The sequence below is a fragment of the Rhodopseudomonas sp. BR0M22 genome, from assembly GCF_010907035.1.
Taxonomy (GTDB): Bacteria; Pseudomonadota; Alphaproteobacteria; order Rhizobiales; family Xanthobacteraceae; genus Rhodopseudomonas.
Genome location: NZ_QUMK01000052.1, coordinates 20,598 through 40,667, shown reverse-complemented (window position 1 = coordinate 40,667; position 20,070 = coordinate 20,598). Strand labels below are relative to the sequence as shown.

21 protein-coding genes and 1 tRNA gene are annotated in these 20,070 nt (G+C 63.3%); 10 read left to right on the top strand and 12 right to left on the bottom strand.

Going from position 1 to position 20,070, the window contains the following annotated elements; all coding sequences use genetic code 11:
• Window positions 1-935 (bottom strand): tyrosine-type recombinase/integrase (locus tag DY468_RS17005; protein ID WP_246701010.1); only part of this gene is annotated, 935 nt, incomplete at its 3' end.
• A 104-nt stretch (window positions 936-1,039) separates the two neighbouring features.
• On the opposite strand from DY468_RS17005, the gene DY468_RS17000 reads away from it, so the two are divergent.
• A complete protein-coding gene (locus tag DY468_RS17000) occupies window positions 1,040-2,110 on the top strand; it encodes a hypothetical protein (protein WP_164605983.1) in 1,071 nt (356 codons plus the stop codon).
• Here the strand turns inward: DY468_RS17000 and DY468_RS16995 are convergent.
• The gene (locus tag DY468_RS16995; protein WP_246701009.1) at window positions 2,100-3,278 is read right to left on the bottom strand and encodes a lycopene cyclase family protein; all 1,179 of its coding nucleotides are present in this window, start codon (window positions 3,276-3,278) and stop codon (window positions 2,100-2,102) included. The genes DY468_RS17000 and DY468_RS16995 overlap by 11 nt on opposite strands.
• 93 nt (window positions 3,279-3,371) lie before the next feature.
• Window positions 3,372-4,757 (bottom strand): lytic murein transglycosylase, encoded by a 1,386-nt coding sequence (locus tag DY468_RS16990; RefSeq protein ID WP_164605981.1) that lies wholly within the window; start codon window positions 4,755-4,757, stop codon window positions 3,372-3,374.
• A gap of 194 nt (window positions 4,758-4,951) precedes the next feature.
• Between DY468_RS16990 and DY468_RS16985 the strand changes: the two genes are divergently transcribed.
• Entirely contained in the window at window positions 4,952-5,584 is a 633-nt protein-coding gene (locus DY468_RS16985; RefSeq protein ID WP_164605980.1) for a LysE family translocator, read from the top strand.
• 16 nt (window positions 5,585-5,600) lie between these two features.
• Here the strand turns inward: DY468_RS16985 and DY468_RS16980 are convergent, their stop codons facing one another.
• The 4 genes from DY468_RS16980 to DY468_RS16965 form a co-directional block, all read right to left on the bottom strand.
• Complete coding sequence (locus tag DY468_RS16980; protein ID WP_164605979.1) at window positions 5,601-6,353, bottom strand: sulfite exporter TauE/SafE family protein; 753 nt, start codon at window positions 6,351-6,353, stop codon at window positions 5,601-5,603.
• 107 nt (window positions 6,354-6,460) lie between these two features.
• Window positions 6,461-7,243 carry a histidinol-phosphatase gene (hisN, locus tag DY468_RS16975; RefSeq protein ID WP_164605978.1) on the bottom strand — a complete coding sequence of 261 codons (783 nt, stop codon included), beginning with the start codon at window positions 7,241-7,243 and terminating at the stop codon, window positions 6,461-6,463.
• A gap of 590 nt (window positions 7,244-7,833) precedes the next feature.
• Complete coding sequence (locus DY468_RS16970) at window positions 7,834-8,031, bottom strand: Flp family type IVb pilin (protein WP_164605977.1); 198 nt, start codon at window positions 8,029-8,031, stop codon at window positions 7,834-7,836.
• Window positions 8,032-8,206: 175 nt separating this feature from the next.
• Window positions 8,207-9,094, bottom strand: a complete 888-nt coding sequence (locus DY468_RS16965; protein ID WP_164605976.1) for an N-formylglutamate amidohydrolase — start codon at window positions 9,092-9,094, stop codon at window positions 8,207-8,209.
• Window positions 9,095-9,414: 320 nt separating this feature from the next.
• Between DY468_RS16965 and cpdR the strand changes: the two genes are divergently transcribed.
• The 3 genes from cpdR to DY468_RS16950 all read left to right on the top strand — a co-directional run bounded on the left by cpdR (window position 9,415) and on the right by DY468_RS16950 (window position 10,370).
• Window positions 9,415-9,774 (top strand): cell cycle two-component system response regulator CpdR, encoded by a 360-nt coding sequence (gene cpdR, locus DY468_RS16960; protein WP_011156442.1) that lies wholly within the window; start codon window positions 9,415-9,417, stop codon window positions 9,772-9,774.
• An 84-nt stretch (window positions 9,775-9,858) separates the two neighbouring features.
• Window positions 9,859-9,933: transfer RNA gene (locus tag DY468_RS16955), tRNA-Val, on the top strand.
• A gap of 164 nt (window positions 9,934-10,097) precedes the next feature.
• On the top strand, window positions 10,098-10,370 hold the full coding sequence (locus tag DY468_RS16950; protein WP_164605975.1) for a hypothetical protein: 273 nt from the start codon (window positions 10,098-10,100) through the stop codon (window positions 10,368-10,370).
• Between the two features lie 88 nt (window positions 10,371-10,458).
• On the opposite strand, the gene DY468_RS16945 is transcribed toward DY468_RS16950, so the two are convergent.
• Complete coding sequence (locus DY468_RS16945; protein WP_164605974.1) at window positions 10,459-11,079, bottom strand: TetR/AcrR family transcriptional regulator; 621 nt, start codon at window positions 11,077-11,079, stop codon at window positions 10,459-10,461.
• A 223-nt stretch (window positions 11,080-11,302) separates the two neighbouring features.
• Here DY468_RS16945 and DY468_RS16940 point away from each other — a divergent pair, with 223 nt between their 5' ends.
• From DY468_RS16940 to DY468_RS16930, 3 genes are read left to right on the top strand one after another with little or no spacing between them, the layout of a single operon-like run.
• A complete protein-coding gene (locus DY468_RS16940; protein WP_164605973.1) occupies window positions 11,303-11,839 on the top strand; it encodes a (2Fe-2S)-binding protein in 537 nt (178 codons plus the stop codon).
• The gene (locus DY468_RS16935; RefSeq protein WP_164605972.1) at window positions 11,836-12,822 is read left to right on the top strand and encodes an FAD binding domain-containing protein; all 987 of its coding nucleotides are present in this window, start codon (window positions 11,836-11,838) and stop codon (window positions 12,820-12,822) included. The genes DY468_RS16940 and DY468_RS16935 overlap by 4 nt, the downstream gene beginning before the upstream one ends.
• Before the next feature lie 41 nt (window positions 12,823-12,863).
• Complete coding sequence (locus DY468_RS16930) at window positions 12,864-15,152, top strand: xanthine dehydrogenase family protein molybdopterin-binding subunit (protein WP_205512448.1); 2,289 nt, start codon at window positions 12,864-12,866, stop codon at window positions 15,150-15,152.
• A 291-nt stretch (window positions 15,153-15,443) separates the two neighbouring features.
• On the opposite strand, the gene DY468_RS24650 is transcribed toward DY468_RS16930, so the two are convergent.
• The 3 genes from DY468_RS24650 to DY468_RS16920 form a co-directional block, all read right to left on the bottom strand.
• Complete coding sequence (locus tag DY468_RS24650; RefSeq protein ID WP_205512442.1) at window positions 15,444-15,593, bottom strand: hypothetical protein; 150 nt, start codon at window positions 15,591-15,593, stop codon at window positions 15,444-15,446.
• Between the two features lie 149 nt (window positions 15,594-15,742).
• Window positions 15,743-16,342: an NAD(P)H:quinone oxidoreductase gene (gene wrbA / locus DY468_RS16925; protein WP_164605970.1), complete on the bottom strand. Its 600-nt coding sequence runs from the start codon at window positions 16,340-16,342 to the stop codon at window positions 15,743-15,745.
• 172 nt (window positions 16,343-16,514) lie between these two features.
• Window positions 16,515-17,213, bottom strand: a complete 699-nt coding sequence (locus DY468_RS16920; protein ID WP_164605969.1) for a pirin family protein — start codon at window positions 17,211-17,213, stop codon at window positions 16,515-16,517.
• Between the two features lie 130 nt (window positions 17,214-17,343).
• On the opposite strand from DY468_RS16920, the gene DY468_RS16915 reads away from it, so the two are divergent.
• Entirely contained in the window at window positions 17,344-18,267 is a 924-nt protein-coding gene (locus DY468_RS16915; RefSeq protein ID WP_164605968.1) for a LysR family transcriptional regulator, read from the top strand.
• 15 nt (window positions 18,268-18,282) lie between these two features.
• Here DY468_RS16915 and DY468_RS16910 read toward each other — a convergent pair whose 3' ends face one another.
• On the bottom strand, window positions 18,283-19,119 hold the full coding sequence (locus tag DY468_RS16910) for a protein-disulfide reductase DsbD domain-containing protein (protein WP_164605967.1): 837 nt from the start codon (window positions 19,117-19,119) through the stop codon (window positions 18,283-18,285).
• Window positions 19,120-19,253: 134 nt separating this feature from the next.
• Here DY468_RS16910 and DY468_RS16905 point away from each other — a divergent pair, with 134 nt between their 5' ends.
• Window positions 19,254-19,907, top strand: coding sequence for a YqgE/AlgH family protein (locus DY468_RS16905; protein WP_164605966.1), 654 nt, complete (start codon window positions 19,254-19,256; stop codon window positions 19,905-19,907).
• Window positions 19,908-20,070 lie beyond the last annotated feature (163 nt).

Here is a 20,070-nt window from a genome sequence, read left to right as displayed (position 1 = left end):
GTGGTGGCGATGCTGGAGTGGCCAAGCAGCCGCTGCACGATCCGGATGTCGACGCCGCTCTCGATCAGCAGCGTCGCGGCGGTGTGGCGCAGCATGTGCGGCGTCACCCGCCGCCGCACGCCCGCCTGGCCGGCGAAGTTGCGCAGCTTGGTGCGGAACGAATGCGGCCGCAGCTTGGTGCCGTTGCGATTGACGAACAGCGGTCCGTCGCCGCCGAGCATGCGCTGCCGCTGCGCCGCCAGCTTGCGCAACTCGGTGCGGAGCGCCGCATCGGTGACGTAGACGACGCGATCGCGCGCCCCTTTGCCGTGAATCCGGATCGCCGCGCCGTCGCTGGCGACATCGCTGCTGATGATCTTGCACAACTCGCCGATCCGGATTCCGGTCGCGATCATCAGTCGGATCTCGGTGCACAGCGACGGCGCATCCGGCGCCGCATGCCGCGCCGCGCCCGGCACTCGCGTTGATTTCAAAAGCCGCGTGGTCTCGTCCCGCGACAACGTCCGCGGCAACCGCTTCCGCTTCGGCAGCTTCAGCCGCCAGCCATCGAACGGATTCGGCGTGCCATCGCGATCGGCGAGAAAACGGAAGAATGCGCGCAGACACGCAAGCCGCCGCCGGATTGTCGCGGCGGAGAGCTTTCGCTCCGTCATGTGTTCGAGATAGGCGCGAAGATGGTCGGTTTTGATCGGATTTGCAGTGGAGTCGCAAAGCTCTACAGCAGGCGACAGTGCTAAATAATCCAAGAATGTGCGATCAATAAATTGGGTTTGCAACCAAGCGCCAAAGTCCGCCAAGTCATAGCTATAGGCCTGCAGCGTACATTCCGCTAGCTGTCTCTCCACAGAACAATGATCGAGAAAGCCAGCAATCGATCTATGGAAATCCATTTCGCTCCCCTCAACGAGCAAACGAAAATGACCCAATAGCTTCATCTACGCCACCGCCCACGTGGACGAACTTGCATTCACGGTTATCGGTTGAAGACGGGTGTGGATGCATCCGAATCGGATCTGCTATCCATAACTTGGAATTATGGATGTTCTTTACCCTGCTTAAGGCATACGCAAGTTGGCTGCTTATCAGCTTTCTGGCCTTTCTCGCGGGCTTTGCGGCGACCCTTATCTTTCAAAAGGATCAAGCCCACCTTTTCCTGATGTCTTACTTATATTATTGGGACGGCTTGCTTGTCGCTACTGCAGGATTTGGGGCTCTGCAATTCTCTGTAGCCACCTTTCGTCAGCAGTTTCATTTCCTGATCTTTGGTATCCTAGATATCAAGCCGACATCGATTGCATTGGTTGCAACAAAATTGGAGCAACTCTACTCCTTCTGGAACAAGCAGAAAATTGCAGTTCCAATTTTTGTAGTTGGAGGACTAATTCTCTATATGTGCGGATACCCCATGACGGGGGTCCCGAAATACTACCTGTGGGTAACATCATCGCTCATGTTTTATGCTGGCGGATTGATGGTCGCCTACACCATTCATTCGCTTCAAGTGTTCCAGGCGCTTGAATTCTCAATTGCTGATGTCGACCTGCAGGATAACGTCAACATAGTCGAATTGGAGAATTTTAGCCTCTATCTTTCGGTTCTCCTCTTCACAGCCATCGGGGCGCTTTACCTCTCCTTCCGAGGCACCCTGACCGCTAACTTTACATTCGAGGCGCCGAGCGAACTCATAGGGGATTTTGCTGCACTCTTCGTGGGGAAGGATGGAAAATACCAAGCAGTGAGGAACTTGCTTCTTTATCCAATAGTTGTTTTTCTTCCGTTGGCACTCTTTGCGAGCTTCTACATGAAGCACGTAATTCGCCAGATCTATCTTTTCAGCATCAAGCGCAAGGTATCCGAGATAGACCGCCTCACCCAGCCAATTCTCGACAGTGTGGATCTAAAAAAATCCGAACCTGCAGTCATCGAAATCCGCAAGGCTGCAACGGAACTGAAGGAGAAGATCGTTGAGAACAACAGAGTTCTTCCGGTTCTAACCTTAAAGGACTCGCCTTCTATCGCTCTCGTGATTGTCGCGATCCTCCAGTTCTTGTGGCTTAACGACAAAGAGGTAAGAAGATTCTTAGACGGGATAATCGGGATCACAAATTGAAAAGCGTCTGAAGCAACGGGGCAAGCCAGATAGTATTGCGTGCCCGTGTAACCCGCCTCAAATTATCGGTCTGGATGAAGTGCCCAAATCCAACCTCACCAAAGATCAAATCATCCAGAGATTTTTCATTCAAGCAGTGCAGCAGCTCAACCATCGAGCGAACTTGATCCGAAGAGCAGCAGTTCAATTGGCGAAAAAGATTCTGATGAAATCGCTGTGAAAATAGGCTTGTTTGCGGAATTGCATCGGACAGGCCTACCGCAGAGACGCAGTTAGTTAGCAGTCGATGCTCTATATTTTTGGCCGTTTCTTTATAGACTTTCAGCATTCGATTTAGGCAGGTGCAACTCGCTGCGGGATGTATTTGTCCGGCTTCTCCAAAGAACAAGATTCTATCGAGCGACCTCTTTCTCATCCTTCCGATTGGAACAATTCCCTGTAATTCTTCGCTGCTTCTGAGAGGATAAAAGACGTCAGCATAGTGCGTCTTCGTGATTGCGAAATTAAAATCGTCGACCAGCACCTTGCTCAATTTTGTGGAGGCAGATGGGGATATCATAACTACGTTAGCCGTGCCGCCAGACTTCGGCATAATTTCAAGGAACAAGGGATGATCCGACAGAATCACGTTGTCTACAGCGATCGGGGCGATCGGACGTCGCAACCCCAAGGTGCGACCGTACAGATGATGATATCCCAGGATCTTGACTGAGTTTGTCGCATTTACGATCGGTGATGAATGCCCCATACAGTCTATTATTAGCGATGTATTGAATGTTTCAGAATTAGCAAAGGCACTAATTGAATCCTGCAATGGTTGATAGCCATACAGTCTGGTCTGATATTGCACCTCAGAGTTATTGAGGTGAATTTGATTGATTAGGTAGCTTTCCAGCCTCCTAGTATCCCAGAGGATGTATTGCCCTCGCGCGGTGAAGGTGGACCTGTCGTTTGCAACAAAATCTAGCTGGTCCCACTCTGAGTCCACACAGTCGATCAGCTCCATATTGCTCGTCAGACAATCTTTCTTAGTCAGCCAGAATTTTCTCGAGCAATCAGATCGAGGCTGTTTCTCAATGACTAGAACGGAACAGAACCGGGAGAGCTCCGAGGCTATCAACAAACCCGAGATTCCTGCTCCACACACGACGACATCGAACCGACGCATAATTCCAAGTTATGACCAGTTGCAAAATCAAAAAAACACTTATAGGTTGCAGTATACTGAAGAGTGCAAGCTGCTTCCACCCTCTCTTGCGTGCTACTTTCCTCTCAGTCTCTCCAGCATTTCCCCCGTCGCAAACCCGTCGGCCGGTGCGCCGATCGAGGCTTGGAAATTCCGCAGCGCTTCGCGGGTCATGCTGCCGAACTGGCCGTCGGGGGTGCCGCGGTAGAAGCCGCGCTGGGCGAGGAGCTGTTGCAATTCCAGCTTTTCGGTGCGGGACAGGGCGCGCTCCTGGCGCGGCCAGTCCTGGACGAACGGGGCGCCGCCGCGCAGCCGGTCGGCGAAATGGCCGATCGCCAGCGCATAGGCCTCGGCCGGGTTGTACTTCATGATCACCCGGAAATTGGTGAGCATCAGGAAGCCGGGACCGGCGGCGCCGGCGGGGGCGAGCAGATAGGCCTTTTCGCTCGCGCGCGGGAACGGCTGGCCGCCGGCGCGGCGCAGGCCCATCTGCTCCCATTGCGCCAGCGTCTGGGTCTGGCGGCGGTCGGCCAGCATGTAGTTGAAGCCGCGCGGCACCACGACCTCGTAGCCCCAGGTCTGGCCGGTCTGCCAGCCGTCCTTCTTCAGGTTGTTGGCGGTCGAGGCGATCAGGTCGTAGGGATTGTCGACGACGTCCTTGCGGCCGTCGCCATCGGCATCGACCGCGAAGCGCTTGAATGCGGTCGGCATGAACTGGGTCGGGCCGAACGCGCCGGCCCATGAGCCGCGCAGCTGCTCGGGACGCAGGTCGCCGTGATGCAGGATCTCCAGCGCGGTGAGGAATTCGTCCTTGAAGTACCCCTGGCGGCGGCCGACGCAGGCCAGCGTTGCGGTGGAATTCACCACGTAGCGATCGCCCATCTGGGTCGAGTAGTTCGATTCGATGCCCCAGATCGACGCGATGATGTAGCGGTCGACGCCGTAGGCGCGCTCGACGGCGTCGAACTGCGGCTTGTACTGCGCCAGGATTTCGCGGCCCCTGGCGAGGCGGGTGTCGTTGACCAGGATATCGAGATAATCCCAGATCGATTTGGTGAACTCGGGCTGCGAATCCATCAGGTCCATCAGCCGCAGGTCGGGCGACAGGCCGGCGGTGTAGCGCTCGAACGACTCCCGCGAGATGCCGCGGCGCGCCGCGTCCGGCCACATCGCCGCGACGCAATTGTCGAAATTCGCCGCGGCCTCGCGGATCGCGGCGGCGGTCATCAGCGGATGGCCCGAAGCCCCGTCCTCGCCGCTCCATGGCTGGGCGGCGGAGCTGCTGCCGGAGGGCGCGCCAGCGCCGGGCGCGGCCGGGCGGCTCGGCGACGGATTGCCGAAAATGCTGTCGAGGAAGTTCAGAGGATTGCCGGATTGCGCCTGCGCCGCCGTGGCCGAAAGCGCCACGCCGCCGAACCATGCCGCGAGCGCGGCGGCTGCCAGCCGGTTGTGTCCCGTCATCGCCGATTGCATCCCACCTGTTGCGAGGCCCCCGGGGCAGGAGGCGCCGTGATGGTTTCCATCAGCTTAACAAAGCGGCTTTTTGCCGTCCGGCCGCCCGCGCCCGTACCGAGTTTTCCGGTGCGCCGGCGGCCCTTGACGGCCGGCATGATCGCCGGAGGATGGTGGAAAACGCGCATGGGAATAGGACTGCGATGCTGGGCATTCACGACTTCTGGCTGTTCGTCGCCTCCGGGCTGCTGCTCAATGTCACGCCCGGGCCGGACACCGCCTACATCGTCGGCCGCGGCCTGCAGTTCGGCTGGCGCGGTGGGGCGGCTGCGGCGCTCGGTGTCAGCACCGGCTGCCTGGTCCACGTTGCGGCGGCGGCCGCGGGGCTGTCGGCGCTGCTGATGGTGTCGACGCTGGCGTTCGGCGTGCTCAAATGGGCCGGCGCCGCCTATCTGATCTGGCTGGGGTTGCGGATGCTGCTGTCGAAGCCGAGCGACTTCACCGCGACCGCAGGCGCTGCCCCGGCGCTGTCGCTGGCCTCGGTGTTTCGCCAGGGCATGCTCACCAATGTGCTCAATCCCAAGGTGGCGCTGTTCTTTCTCGCCTTCCTGCCGCAGTTCGTCGCCGCCGATGCAGCCAACAAGGAGCTGGCGTTTCTGGTGCTCGGGCTGATCTTCGTGGTCAACGGCACGCTGTATTGCCTGGCGCTCGCGGCCTTCGCGGCGCGGGCGGCCGATCGCCTGCGCCGCTCCGTCACGGTGCTGCAGTGGATCAATCGTGGTCTCGGCGCGCTGTTCGTTGCGCTCGGGGTGCGGGTGGCAATGGCGCGGGCCTGATCAGGCTGCGCAGCGGTCAGCCGATCAGCTTCACCAGCGTGGTCGCGGCGAGATAGAGGCCGAGTCCGATCAGGGCGATCAGGAACCAGCGCCGGAACGCGTCGGGATGCATCCGCGTCCGCACCGCCTGACCGCCGAACATCCCGCCGAACGCCGCCACCATTGCGATCACGCCGGGCAGGGCGGTGGCGGTCGACAGCAGCCCGGCGTCGGTGAGGTTCACGGCCAGCGCCAGCGTCGCGGTGGTGAAGAACACGCCGAGTGCCTGCACCAGCTCGTCCTTCTCCATCCCGATCGCCTGCAGATACGGCATCGAGGGAATCACCTGCACGCCGGTCGCCGCCGAGATCACTCCGGTGATCAGCCCGACCGGACCGCCGATCCATTTCTCACGGTTCGGCGCGACGTGGAAGCTGCGCTTGCTGAGGCCGAGAATGCCATAAGCGACCAGCAGCACGCCGAGCACCAGCGCGCCGTAGCGGGCGTAAGGACCGGTCATCAGTCCGGCGCCGAGGCGGATGCCGATCACGGTGCCGAGCAGCAGCGGCCACAGCCGGCGCAGGATGTCACGCAGATAGCTGCCGGCGAAGGTCTGCCAGATGTTGGTGACGATCGCCGGCACGATCACGATGGCGACCGCGTGCGACGGCGGCATCGCGATCGCCAGCAGTCCGATCGACACCGTCGGCAGGCCGAGGCCGATCACGCCCTTGATGAAGCCGGCAAAGGCGAACACCGCGGCGATCACGAACAGGAAGGAAACCGTCATCGGGCCAGCTAGCCCGATCCGCCAACGCCGGACAACGCCGGCGGGCGGCGGAGGTCAATGCGCTCGGCGCGCAACTCGTGTCGCGTCGGGGGCTATCGGCGTTCGGCTCAGCCGTTGAGGATCTTCATCGCGGCTTCGTGCACGCGCTTGTCGCCGGCCGCGACGATCCGGCCGCCGTTCTGCGCCGGCTGGCCGTCCCAGGTGGTGATGATGCCGCCGGCCCCGGTAATGATCGGAATCAGGGCGGCGACATCGTAGGGCTTCAGCTCGGTCTCGATGACCAGATCGAGCTGGCCCGCGGCGAGCATGCAGTAGGAATAGCAGTCGCCGCCGAAGCGGGTCAGCCGTGCGCCAGCCTGTACCTTTTCGAAGATCGCGCGGTCGGCGGCGTTCATCAGCAGCGGCGATGTGGTGAACAGCACCGCGTCCTTGATCGCCGCGCAGCGCCGCACCCCGAGCTTGCGCTCGCCGGACGGGCCCTTGTAGCTCGCCGAGGCGTTGTCGCCGGAAAAGCGTTCGCCGATGAACGGCTGGTGCATCATCCCGAATACCGGGGTTCCCTTGTGCAGCAGCGCGATCAACGTGCCCCACACCGGAAAGCCGGCGATGAAGGATTTGGTGCCGTCGATCGGATCCAGCACCCAGACATAGTCGGCGTCTTCGCGTTCGTTGCCGAACTCTTCGCCGACGATGCCGTGCTGGGGAAAGCTGGCCTTGATCAGGCGCCGCATCACCGCCTCGGCGGCGCGGTCAGCCTCGGTCACCGGATCGAAGTCCCGCCCGGGCTGCTTGTTGTCGATCGTCAGCGAGGTGCGAAAGAACGGCAGGATGGTGTCGCCCGACGAGGTCGCAAGGCGGCCGATAAAGGCGGCGAAATCGATGACCGTCACGGGCGATTCCTAGGCGAGAGTTGCGGGGTGAGGCGGGGAACCGACCATGTCCAGAATGAGCGATCGTCGAACCTATGCCTCCTTTATTATGGCGGGCGAGTCCGGGTCCATAGCTTCGCGCGTCGGCAATAAGCCTGACGCACAGCTTTGATTGCGTCGCGGCGAGACGGGAACCGGGCTGAAACAAGGTCGCAGACCGTCTCCGCGTCCATCGGCCGCGAGTATTCCATCTCATTGATGTGGCTCAAAAAAACTTCTCAGTTTCGCGGCGCGGACGGTGCTCAGTCATGCGTTTTTTGCATGAAGAAACGCCCAAAAACACTTGCGTTTTGTGCGGCGCGATTGCATATTGTTGCGGTGCGGTAGCGCCTCGCGCTATCGCTGCCCTCCTTGGGCGTTTCCTCCCTAGACTTGGGCCGCTTGCCATCGCAAGCGGCCCTTTTTTCTTGCTGGGGAGGTCTGATCGGACTTCATTCCCGATCCGCTTGACGCGATCCGAACGTCAAGGCCGCCGCGAGGGGTGAGAACGCCAGCCGCAAACCCGTGGAGCCCAGGCGTGACCGGTGCGGGTCCCTCGCGGCGGGTCTTAATCAGTTGCCACCGCCCCCACCGCCAGCGGTCGCGCCGCTCAGCTTGCCGCTGAGTTCGGTGAACTTGGAATTCAGGGTGCCGCCGATGGTCTGCACGACGGCAATGATCATCAAGGCAATGCCGGCGGCGATCAGACCGTATTCGATCGCGGTGGCGCCGGTTTCGTCCTTCCAGAATTTTTGAAGAGTGCGCTTCATTTATACCTCCAAATGTGATGTGCGGCGCAGGATGCACAACCTGAAATTGTCGTGGAGGATTTAAAGCCGACTAAATTTGTAAGCAGAAACTCGACGGTAAGTTGTGTTTTCCGAAATAAAACAACCAATGAATGGTATAATGAAGCCGCAGATTGTATCTTGATCTGATGCTCGCTTATTCGGCAGCCGCCTGGAATGGGCGAAGGTCGTCGAGCGGAATTGCCGCGAGCGCCTCGGCGAGACGGCCGAAATCCTCCGCCACCGCGTCGAACCGGTCGCTCCGCAATCGCAGCCGCTCGTCCATATAGATCGCGCGGTTGAGTTCGACCTGAACGGTGTGCAGCCCGGTGCCCGGGTTACCGTAATGCTCGGTGATGAAGCCGCCCGCATAGGGTTTGTTGCGGCCGGTCGAATAGCCGCGCGCCGCCATCGTCTCTTCGATCACGGCGGCGATCAGCGGTGAGCAACTGGTGCCGTAGCGATCGCCGATCACAACGTCCGGCCGCCTCGGCTCGTCGCGCGAGATGCCGACCGACGGCATCGAATGGCAGTCGACCAGAATTACCGAGCCGAACTGCTGGTGCGCCTGGTTGATCAGCCGGCGCAGCGCGCGGTGATAGGGTTTGTACAGCGTCTCGATCCGGCCGAGCGCGTCGTCGATCGGAATTCGCTCGTGATAGATCTCCTGGCCGTCGCCGACCACGCGGGGAATCGTCCCCAGGCCGCCGGCGACCCGCATCGACCGAGTATTGGCGAAGCTCGGCAGCCGGCCGTTGAACATCCTGGGATCGAGTTCGTAGGGCTCGCGATTGACGTCGATATAGGAGCGCGGGAAATGCACCCGCACCACCGGAAACCCGTCGTGAATCAGGTGGCCGATCAGCTCGTCCACGAACGAATCCTCGGAGCGCTGCAGCGCTTCCAGATCGATCCGCGAGGCGTTCAGGAATGTGTTCGGATAAACCGAGCCGGAATGCGGCGAGTTGAAAATGATCGGCGCGCGCCAGATCGCCGGTTCGGCAATCTCGAAGGCGGGGGAAAACTCACCGTCGAACTCGGTCATCGTTGTCCGCCACCTGTCGTCCGCCACCCGTCAGATTCGCCGTTCTCCTGTCTGGCCGACAGCGCTCTGGTGATTTGTAAGCGGTATTGTCGGCAATCGGGCCGGCGCTGCCAAGCAAAATCCTTCCAAAGGCAGAGGCAGAACGCCGAGGCCGCACAGAAGTGCCGATCTGGATTTGTTGATTCAGAAGTCGATCGGGCGCAGGATCACACGCACCTCCTGCTCGCGATGGGCCGCGGGAATTTCACCCGAAATTTACCAGACTTCGGTCTAAGTGGATCGATCGGTTCTCCTCGCCCGGATTTGAAGTTCCAGCCACCATGCACAAGATCCTTCTCGCCGAAGACGACAACGACATGCGCCGCTTCCTGGTGAAGGCGTTGGAAAACGCAGGCTTCCAGGTTTCCTCGTTCGACAACGGCATGTCGGCCTATCAGCGGCTTCGCGAAGAGCCGTTCGAAATGCTGCTGACCGACATCGTGATGCCGGAGATGGACGGGATCGAGCTGGCGCGCCGCGCCTCCGAACTCGATCCCGACATCAAGATCATGTTCATCACCGGATTCGCCGCGGTGGCGCTGAACTCCGATTCGGATGCGCCGAAGAATGCCAAGGTCCTGGCCAAGCCCGTGCACCTGCGGGAATTGGTCAGCGAAGTGAATAAGATGCTCGCCGCGTGAGATTGGCGTCGAAATCCTGCTTTGGTGTCCTTGCCTGACCGGCCCGGAGCCGATATAGGGACGCCACCCGTGAAGAAGATCTGAGGGCGCGTAGCTCAGCGGGAGAGCACCTCGTTGACATCGAGGGGGTCACAGGTTCGATCCCTGTCGCGCCCACCATCCTCAGTTCCCCTCAGTTTCAGCTGTTATCGACCCGCACAGCTCCGCCGGTTCCAGATCCGCGGCCGTTGATGGCTTTTGGGTACGATGGCGTTCCGTTCGGAACGAAGCGGCCTGCGACGAATTGGCTCGGTATCGCCATTTCGACGTATGGGAGCGACACGATGATCAAGCAGATTGCAATCACCGCCGCCGCGCTGGCGGCTGTCTCGGCCGCCGTCATCACGCCGGCCACCGCCGACGAGGTCGGCATCGGTGTCGGCCCGGTCGGGGTCACCGTCGGGACCAGCCACGGTCCGTATTACGATGGCGACCGCTACGTCGTCCGCGAGCGCCGGGTCTATCGCGAGCGAGAGCCTGACGAGACTGTCGTGGTTCGGCGCCAGTATCGCGACGAGCCGCGCCGCCGCGTGATCATCGAGCGCGACGACGATTAAGACGGCCAGCCAAAATGTCCGACGGCCTCCATTGCGGAGGCCGTTGTCGTTGGTGGGGACGTTTGCCGGAGGTGCGCTCTGTCAGGTCTCATTGGCGGGGCTTGTGGTCGCTCGTAGCCCCGTAACGCAGGCCGTCGATCAGGAGGGCGACCATGCGCCTCGTATGTTCGGAATCGCCTGGCGCCGAATTAGAGAGCTGAGCCACCGCCCTGAGCAGATCGAACGGATCGACGTCACGCCGAACTTCGCCGGCCGCGCCAGCCTTATCCAGCAGGGATTTCAGCGCCGGGACCAGCCGCTGCTCGAAATAGGCCGGCAGGTTGTCGTAGGCGGGATTGCCCGAATACAGCGCCGCCGCCAGACCGCGCTTGGTCGCGATGAAGTCGACGTAATGCTGCATCCAGCGCGACAGCGCTTCGAGCGGCGGATGTTCCTCGGCCAGCGTCTCGGCCGCATCGGCGCAGCAATCGACGCCGCTGCGGAAAACCGCGACGATCAGGTCCGACCGCTGCGGGAAGTGGCGATACAGAGTGCCGACCCCGACGCCGGCCTTTTCGGCGATCTCCCGCACCGGCGCATCCACGCCCGAGGCGGCGAACACGTCCAGCGCCGCCTTGATCAGCGTCTTGAGATTGCGCTGCGCGTCCGCCCGGACCCGACGCGGCGCGCGGGCCGCGGAGGCGCCTTTTCCGGGCGGCGTTTCAGACACGAGAATACCTCTTGATAAACGGAACAATGTTCCGTATAAGGAGTTGCTGGTTCGTTATCTCATATCGAACCCCGCCGGGCTATCCGGCCTCAACAACCAACGCATCGAACTAACCAGCCGCTCTGCGGTCAGCGAGTTTTTCGTCTCGCATTGTCGTCTCGCGCAACGTGCGCGCGCGAACATGGCCGCTTGCGCGCTTTCATCTCGTCCCCAAGGAGGTCCTATGACCGCTGATCGCACTGCCGCGCCTGCCGCGGCGATCCGCATCAATGGAGTCGACTATCCGGTCCCCGCCGATCCGCGCGTCTCGTTGCTCGATCTGCTGCGTGAGACCTTGAACCTGCACGGCACCAAGAAGGGCTGCAATCAGGGCGCCTGCGGCGCCTGCACGGTGCTGGTCGACGGCGAACGCATCGTGTCCTGCCTGTCGCTCGCTGTGCAGCACGCCGGCCGCAGCGTCACCACCATCGAAGGTCTCGCAAGCGAGGCGGGGCTGCATCCGCTGCAGCAAGCGTTCATCGAACACGACGGATTCCAGTGCGGCTACTGCACCCCCGGACAGATCTGCTCGGCGATCGGCATGGCATCCGAACTGCAGCGCGGCGTTCCGAGCCACGTCACCCCCGATCTGGCAGCCGACCATATCGCGCCGACCCACGATGAAATCCGCGAACGCATGAGCGGCAATCTGTGCCGCTGCGGCGCGCACAACGGCATCATCGCGGCGATCCGCGGCACCTATGCGGAGGCTGCAGAATGACTCCCTTCGATTACTCACGCGCCGGCGACGTCGCCGAAGCGCTGCGGCTTGGCGGCGCCGCGCAGGCCAAATTTCTCGGCGGCGGCACCAATCTGGTCGACCTGATGCGCGAGACGATCGAGCGTCCGGCGGCGTTGGTCGATATCACCCGCCTGCCCGCCGACATCGCCGAGCGCGAGGGTGGCGGCCTGCTGATCGGCGCAGCGGTGCGCAACACTGCGCTCGCGGAGCACCCCGCCGTGCGCCGGCGCTATCCGGTGCTGTCGCGCGCGATTCTGGCGGGCGCCTCGGCGCAGATCCGCAACATGGCGACGGTCGGCGGCAATCTGCTGCAACGGACGCGTTGTCCTTACTTCTACGACGATGCCGGCTCGCGCTGTAACAAGCGCAATCCGGGGCAGGGTTGCGACGCCATCGACGGCTTCAACCGCAACCACGCGATCCTCGGCGCGTCCGAGGCCTGCGTCGCGACGCATCCCTCCGACATGTGCGTGGCGCTCGCCGCGCTCGACGCGGTGGTTCATGTCGAAGGCGGTCATGGCAAGCGCCAGATGCCTTTCGGCGAACTGCACCGCCTGCCGGGCGACCGCCCGGATCAGGAGACGACGCTTCAACCCGGCGAACTCATCACTGTGATCGAGCTGCCGTCGCAGTCGATTGCGGCGCGCTCGACCTATCGCAAGGTGCGCGATCGCTCGAGCTACGCGTTCGCGCTGGTGTCGGTCGCAGCCGCGCTCAAACTCGACGGCGGCAAGGTGAAGGATGTCCGGCTCGCACTCGGCGGCGTCGCCCACAAGCCCTGGCGCGCGCTGAAGGCCGAGCAGGCGCTACGCGGCGGGGAAGCAACGGCTGAGGCGTTCCGCGCCGCGGCCGAGGCGGAGTTCACCGATGCGGCCCCGCTGCGCGACAACGCCTTCAAGATCGAACTGGCCAAACGAACCATCACTGCCGTTTTGGCCGAACTCGCAGGAGATGCAAGATGAGCATCGTCAACGAAGCCAAACAAGCCGTGCGCGGTGCCGCGATGGACGTGATGGAGAAAGCCGTTGCGCTCGCGCCCGACAGCTGGATGCCGGGCGGCGAGCCCGATCCGTTGATCCGCGCCAGGCACGGCTCGATCGGCGCGTCGATCCCGCGGATCGACGGCCCGCTCAAGGTCCGCGGCGCCGCGCGGTTCGCGGCGGAGTTCGCGCTCGACGGCATGCTCTATGCCGCGCTGATGTTCAGCACCGTGCCGAAAGGCCGGATCGCCACGCTCGACACGGCTGCGGCCGAAGCCGCGCCCGGCGTCGCACTGGTGATGACGCATCGCAATGCGCCGCGGATGAAGCCGATGCCGCTGTTCATGACGGCGGAGAAAGCCGATGGCGGCGACAATCTGCCGATCATGCAGGACGATCGCATCCACTGGAACGGCCAGCCGATCGCGGTCGTGCTGGCGGACACGCAGGAGCAGGCCGATCATGCCGTGTCGCTGATCAGCGTCACCTATGAGGCGGAAGCTGCGCTCACCAGTCTGGCCACCGCCAAAGCCAAGGGCACCGAACCCGGTCTGTTCTTGGGCCAGCCGCTCAAGGCCGAGAAGGGTGACGCCGACGCGGCGTTCGTCAATGCGCCGGTCCGGGTCGATCGCCGCTATTCGACGCCGCGCCACAACCACAATGCGATCGAGCCGCACGCCGCCACGGTGGCGTGGCAGGGCGACAAACTGATCGTGCACGATGCCTCGCAGGCGGTGCAGCACACCGCGTGGTCGCTCGGGGATGTGTTCGGCATCGCCGAGGAGCAGGTCCACGTCACCTCGCCGTTCGTCGGCGGCGGCTTCGGCGGCAAATGCCTGTGGCAGCATCAGGTGCTCGGCGCGGCGGCTTCCAAGCTCGCCGGCCGGCCGGTGCGGATCGCGCTGTCGCGGGAGGGCGTGTACCGGATGATCGGCGGCCGCACCCTCACCGAGCAGCGCTTCGCGATCGGCGCCGAGCCCGATGGCCGGTTCGTTGCGCTGATCCACACCGGCGTCGCCCCGACGTCGCGCCAGAACGCGTTCCCCGAACCCTTCATCCTGCCGACGATGAGCAGTTACGGCTCGCCGAACATCAAGCTCGATGTCGAAACCGTCCACCTCGACATGCTGGCCAACACCTTCATGCGGGCGCCCGGCGAGTCGGTCGGCACCTTCGCGATGGAGTCGGCGATCGACGAGATGGCGGTGGCACTCGGCATCGATCCGGTCGAGCTGCGCATCCTCAATCAGCCAACGGAAGATCCGCTGAAGGGCACGCCGTTCTCGTCGCGGCACATTGCGGAGGCGTGGCGGGCCGGCGCCGAACGGTTCGGCTGGTCTCAGCGCAATCCGACCGCCGCCAGCATGCGCGACGGCGAGTGGCTGGTCGGCATGGGCTGCGCCACCGCGACCTATCCGTATCACCGCATGCCGGGCGGTGCGGCGCGTATCACCCTGACCCGCGATGGCGGCGCCAGGGTCGAGATCGCCGCGCACGAGATGGGGATGGGCACCGCGACCGCGCATACTCAGGTGGCGGCCGAACGGCTCGGGCTGTCGCGCGATCAGGTGACGTTCGCCTATGGCGACTCGACGCTGCCCGGCGTGGTCCTGGCCGGCGGCTCGCAGCAGACTGCGTCGATCGGCGCCTCGGTGATCGCGGCGCATCATGGGCTGATCAAGGAGCTGCTCAAGCTGGCCGGCAACGACTCGCCGTTGGCGGGCCTCAGCGCCGACGAGGTCGGCACCGTGAATGGCGGGCTTGCCAAGCTCGACGATCCGTCGCGCCATGAAAGCTACGTGTCGATCCTGACGCGCTCGGGCCGCGATCATGTTGCGGTCGAAGGCAGTGCCTCCGCGCCGCTCGAAACCATGCATTGGTCGATGCATTCGTTCGGTGCGCTGTTCTGCGAGGTCGGCGTCAACAGCGTCACCGGCGAAATTCGCGTCCGGCGCTTCCTCGGATCTTACGATTGCGGCCGCATCCTCAATCCGAAGACCGCGGCGAGCCAGTTCCGCGGCGGCATCATCATGGGCCTCGGCCTGGCGCTGATGGAGGAGACACAGTTCGACGAGCGCAACGGGCGGGTGATGAATCCGAGTCTGTCCGACTATCACGTCCCGGTGCATCTCGACGTGCCGGAGATCGATGTGATCTGGACCGACATTCCCGATCCGCGCGCCCCGATGGGCGCCCGCGGCATCGGCGAGATCGGCATCACCGGCGTCGGCGCCGCGGTCGCCAATGCGGTGTTCAACGCCACCGGGAAACGCATTCGCGATCTGCCGCTGACGCTCGACAAGCTGATGTAACGGCATTCGGGTCGCGGGCCTTGCTCGCGGCCCGGCATCGCTCGCGGCGATCAAGTTCCGCCGCGTCGCGAAATCATGCCCGTCATTGCGAGGAGCGAAGCGACGAAGCAATCCAGGGCTCGGTGCACGGAGCTCCTGGATTGCTTCGCTACGCTCGCAATGACGGGGTTCTGGTCCGAGGGGAAACGGATGAACGCCTCAAAGGGCGCGGGGCCGCTCGATTCGGCAAAGAGAAAGCTGCTTGAACTGCGCGCTGATGAGCGGGCTAACTACAGGCGACTGCCGTGGCAATCACTCCGCGTCCGGCGGGGTGGCGCCGGTGCAGCTTCGGCACTGCCGCTTGCCATAGGTCGCGAGACTGAGGCTCTTGCAAACTAACCGCTTGGCCATCGCCTGCAGCGGGCTGCGCGCCAATTGAAGCATGAAAACCATCTCGAGCATGTTGTCGTCTCCCCGCTAGCAATGTGGAGATGGTGCCGAAGCAGCGGACGCAGTAGTCCCGCTGCAGCGCAGCAGGCATGCGATAGATGCATCTGCATTAAGTCTGGCCGGGACGGGCGGGGCGCTTGTGAGCGCCCCGCCGCTGCCGATCAGCCGTGCAGCTTGATCGCGGTTTCGGCGATGGTCTTGCCCTGATAGCGGGCGCCCGCGAGTTCGGTTTCGCTCGGCTGGCGCGAGCCGTCGCCGCCGGTGATCGTGGTGGCGCCATAGGGCGCGCCGCCGGTGACCTGGTCGAGCCGCATCTGGTCGCCGAAGCCGTAGTTGAGGCCGACCACCACCATGCCGAAATGCAACAGGTTGGTGATAATCGAGAACAGCGTGGTCTCCTGGCCGCCGTGCTGGGTCGCGGTCGAGGTGAAGGCGCCGCCGACCTTGCCGTTCAGCGCGCCGCGCGCCCACAGGCCGCCGGCCTGATCCAGGAAGTTCGACATCTGCGACGCCATCCGGCCGAACCGCGTGCCGGTACCGATGACGACGGCGTCGTAATTGGCGAGATCTTCGATGGTTGCGACCGGCGCGGCCTGATCGAGCTTGTAGTGAGACGCCTTGGCGACCTCCGGCGGCACCAGCTCGGGCACGCGCTTGATGTCGACCTGTGCGCCGGCCTCCCGCGCGCCCTCGGCGACCGCGTTGGCCATCGCTTCGATGTGACCGTAAGCCGAGTAGTAAAGAACCAGAACCTTCGCCATGGGAGTCTCCGTTTGGTGGGTGATGGGGTGGGGAGTGATTGCGTTGTTAGTCAGCCGTCATGGCCGGGCTCGACCCGGCCATCCATCCACTTCGTCAAGGCTCTCGCGAAGAAGGCTGGATGCGCGGGTCAAGCCCGCGCATGACGGTCGTTGGTTACGCGAGGCAGTGGCCTCACGCCGCGTCGACCAGCACCAGTTCGGCGTCAGCGATCGCCGTGATGGTGAGCTTGGTCTCGCCGTGGATCGCGGCGCCGTCGCGGGCGTTGACGCGGACGCCGTTGACTTCGACGCTGCCGGCGGCCGGCACCAGATAGAGGTGCCGCGCCTTCTCGGCGTCGTAGGTGGCGGTCTCGCCGGCCTTCAGCGTCGTCGCCAGCACCCGCGCGTCGGCGCGGATCGGCAGGGCGTCGGCGTCGCCCTTGATGCCCGAGGCGATGGTGACGAGCTTGCCGGAGCGATCGGCCTTCGGAAACGGCTTGGAGCCCCAGGTCGGCTGGCCGCCGCTCTGCGTCGGCTCGATCCAGATCTGGAAGATACGGGTGGTCTCCGGTTCGAGATTGTACTCGGAGTGCCGGACGCCCGAGCCCGCGCTCATCACCTGAACGTCGCCGGCCTCGGTGCGGCCCTTGTTGCCGAGCGAGTCCTGATGGGTGATGGCGCCGTCGCGCACATAGGTGATGATCTCCATGTCGCGATGCGGATGCGGCGGAAAGCCGGTGTCGGGCGCGATTTCGTCGTCGTTCCAGACCCGCAAGGCGCCGTGGCCCATATTGTTGGGGTCGTAGTAGTTGGCGAACGAGAAGTGGTGACGGGCCTTGAGCCAGCCATGGTCGGCGCCGCCGAGACGGTCGAAGGGACGGAGTTCAATCATTGAAGCCTCCTGTTGTCGGGCGCCGGGTTGGCGCCAGTGACTTGCGTTGGCTCTTGAATAGGGATCCGCTCTTGGTTCATAAATAGAAATGATTGAAACTCATTGTTTCCAAAAATGACCTGGAGCCACCATGCCGCAATTGCCGGACTTCGAAGCGCTGGCGATCTTCGCGAAGGTGGTGGAGCTGCGCTCGTTCGCGGCGGTCGCCGCTGAACTCCGGCTGTCGAAGGCGACGGTGTCGAAGGCGGTGACCCGGCTGGAGAAGCGGCTGGGCGCGCGGCTGTTCAATCGCACCTCGCGACGGCTGGCGCTGACCGATGCCGGGCATCGACTGGCCGAACGCGCCGCGCAACTGCTGGCGGATGGCGAGGCCGCCGAGGCTGAGGCGCTGGCGCAGTCGGCCGCGCCGCGCGGCTTGGTCCGGCTGGCGGTGCCGATGACGTTCGGCGTCAAAATCATCGCGCCGCTGTTGCCCGAGTTTCTGCTCGCCTATCCGGACGTGTCGATCGATCTGCATTTGTCGGATGCGATGGTCGATCTGATCGGCGACGGCTTCGACGCCGGCGTGCGGATCGCATCGTTGCCGGATTCGTCGCTGGTGGCGCGCCGGCTGTGCGCGATGCCGCGCTACACCGTGGCATCGCGCGCCTACCTGGAAGCGCACGGCCGGCCGACGCATCCAATGCATCTGGCCGAGCATCGCTGCCTCGGCTACGCCTATCTGTCGACACCGAATACTTGGCATTACAGCAACGACGCCGGGGAGCAGGTGGCGGTGCGGCTGGCCGGTCCGCTCCGCGTCAACAACGGCGAAGCGCTGCTGCCGTCGGTGATCGCCGGGCTCGGGATTGCGGATCTGCCGGAGTTCATCGTCGGCGACGCGATTGCGGCCGGCGAGGTCGAAGTGATTCTGCAGGGCTGGCACCAGCGCGAAGGCGCGGTGCATCTGGTCACACCGCCCGGCGGTCCGCGGCCGGCGCGGGTCGAGGTGCTGTCGGAATTCCTCGCCGATCGGCTCGGCCGTTTGGGACGCAGGCGGCACGGCGCGGACTGATGCCGCCCGTCTGCCTCATTCGAGCGTGGTGTTGATCTCGTAGGCTCGTTCCGGGCCGACGAGCGTGAATTTCAGCGCGGCACCCGAGGCTTGCGCTCCGGGCGGGAGGCCGTCGAGCGCGAAGCTGAAGCGGCGCATGCCGGGCGGCGCGCCTTTGATCTCCTTCGGCACCGGCAGCGCCCATTCGGGAGTCGGTCCTTCCACGAACAGGCTGATCTTGGCCTTGGGCGGTGCGACGACATCGACCTCGACATCCTTGTCGCCCTTGCGCGCCACGTCTCGGATCGCCACCGGATTGGCGTCGCCGACATTGGCGGGCACCGGCACCGAGTCGAGTGCGCTCGCCAGCGCACCGTCCTGGGTCGATGCGACGCTGGCGAAGGACAGTTCGGGCGTCGCCTGAACCGGAATACACAGCTTGTCGCAGACCGCGTAGTCCACGGTCGCACGCAATGTCACCGGCTTGTCGGCATGTTTGGTCACAATGCGCAGCGGTAAAACCACCTGTCCCTTGTAGCCCAGCGACGTGCCGCCGGCGCCATCCGGAAACGCCTGCGGCGCAGGCCACAGGATCGTGACGCTCTCGACGTTCTCCGACTTGGAGAAATCGAACCGCGGCGGCACCCCGGAATCGCCCGGGGTGCGCCAGTACGTTTTCCAGCCGGGCTGCAACTGGAAGGCGATACCACCTAGTAGCACCGCGCCGCTGCGCGACCCGGCGAGCAGCCGAACTGCGGAATACTGCTCGCTGACCCACGGGGATACGTCGTCGGCGCGTGCGCCGCACGTAGAAGCCGCAAGCAGCGCAGCGGCAGCGAACACGGTGGCACGGGACGGAACGATTGCGATCATTTGACGTATCTAGAGTTTTGGCGGCTTCGGAGCCACTGAATTGGCGGTGAAATCGCGGCCGTTTGCCGGATCGAGATTGATTGACAGGATCGGCACCCAATATCAGGATGATGGTGCAACGCGAGGATCCCCTGATGGAGACTGAATCCAAAAGGCCGAAGTCCGGCGCAGCGAAGAAGTCTCGCGCCGCCAAGGCGCGCGGCGATGGGCCGAGCTATTTGGACGGCCAGCTCCTGATCGCGATGCCGGTGATGGAAGACGAGCGGTTTGCGCGCTCGGTCATCTACATTTGCGCGCATTCGTCAGAGGGGGCCATGGGAATCATCGTCAACCGGCCCGCCGGCAGTATCGACTTTCCGGAGCTGCTGGTTCAGCTCGACATCGTCGAAAAGGCCGAACAAATTCAGCTTCCCGACCATGCCGAATCCATGAAGGTGCTGAGGGGCGGGCCGGTCGAGACCGGCCGCGGTTTCGTGCTTCATTCGAGTGACTTCTTCATCAAGGACGCCACCTTGCCGATCGATGACGGCATTTGTCTGACCGCCACCGTGGACATCCTCAAGGCGATCGCCGGCGGCACCGGTCCGAAGCACGCCATCCTGGCGCTCGGCTATGCCGGCTGGGCGCCCGGCCAGCTCGAAAACGAGATTCAGGAGAACGGCTGGCTGCATTGCGCAGCGGACGCGGATTTGGTTTTCGGCGACGACATCGAAGACAAATACGACCGCGCCTTGCACAAGCTCGGCATCGAGCCGGGGATGCTGTCCGCCGAGGCGGGGCACGCGTAAGGCAACGCCTCCGCGTCATCGCCCACGGAACGACTCCGCATCCCGCACAATCGGCTGTCATGCGCGGGCTTGACCCGCGCATCCATTGCGCGTGTCGCGCGCACTTTGAAGACTCTTTGCGAAGGATGATGGATTGCCGGGTCAAGCCCGGCAATGACGCTGT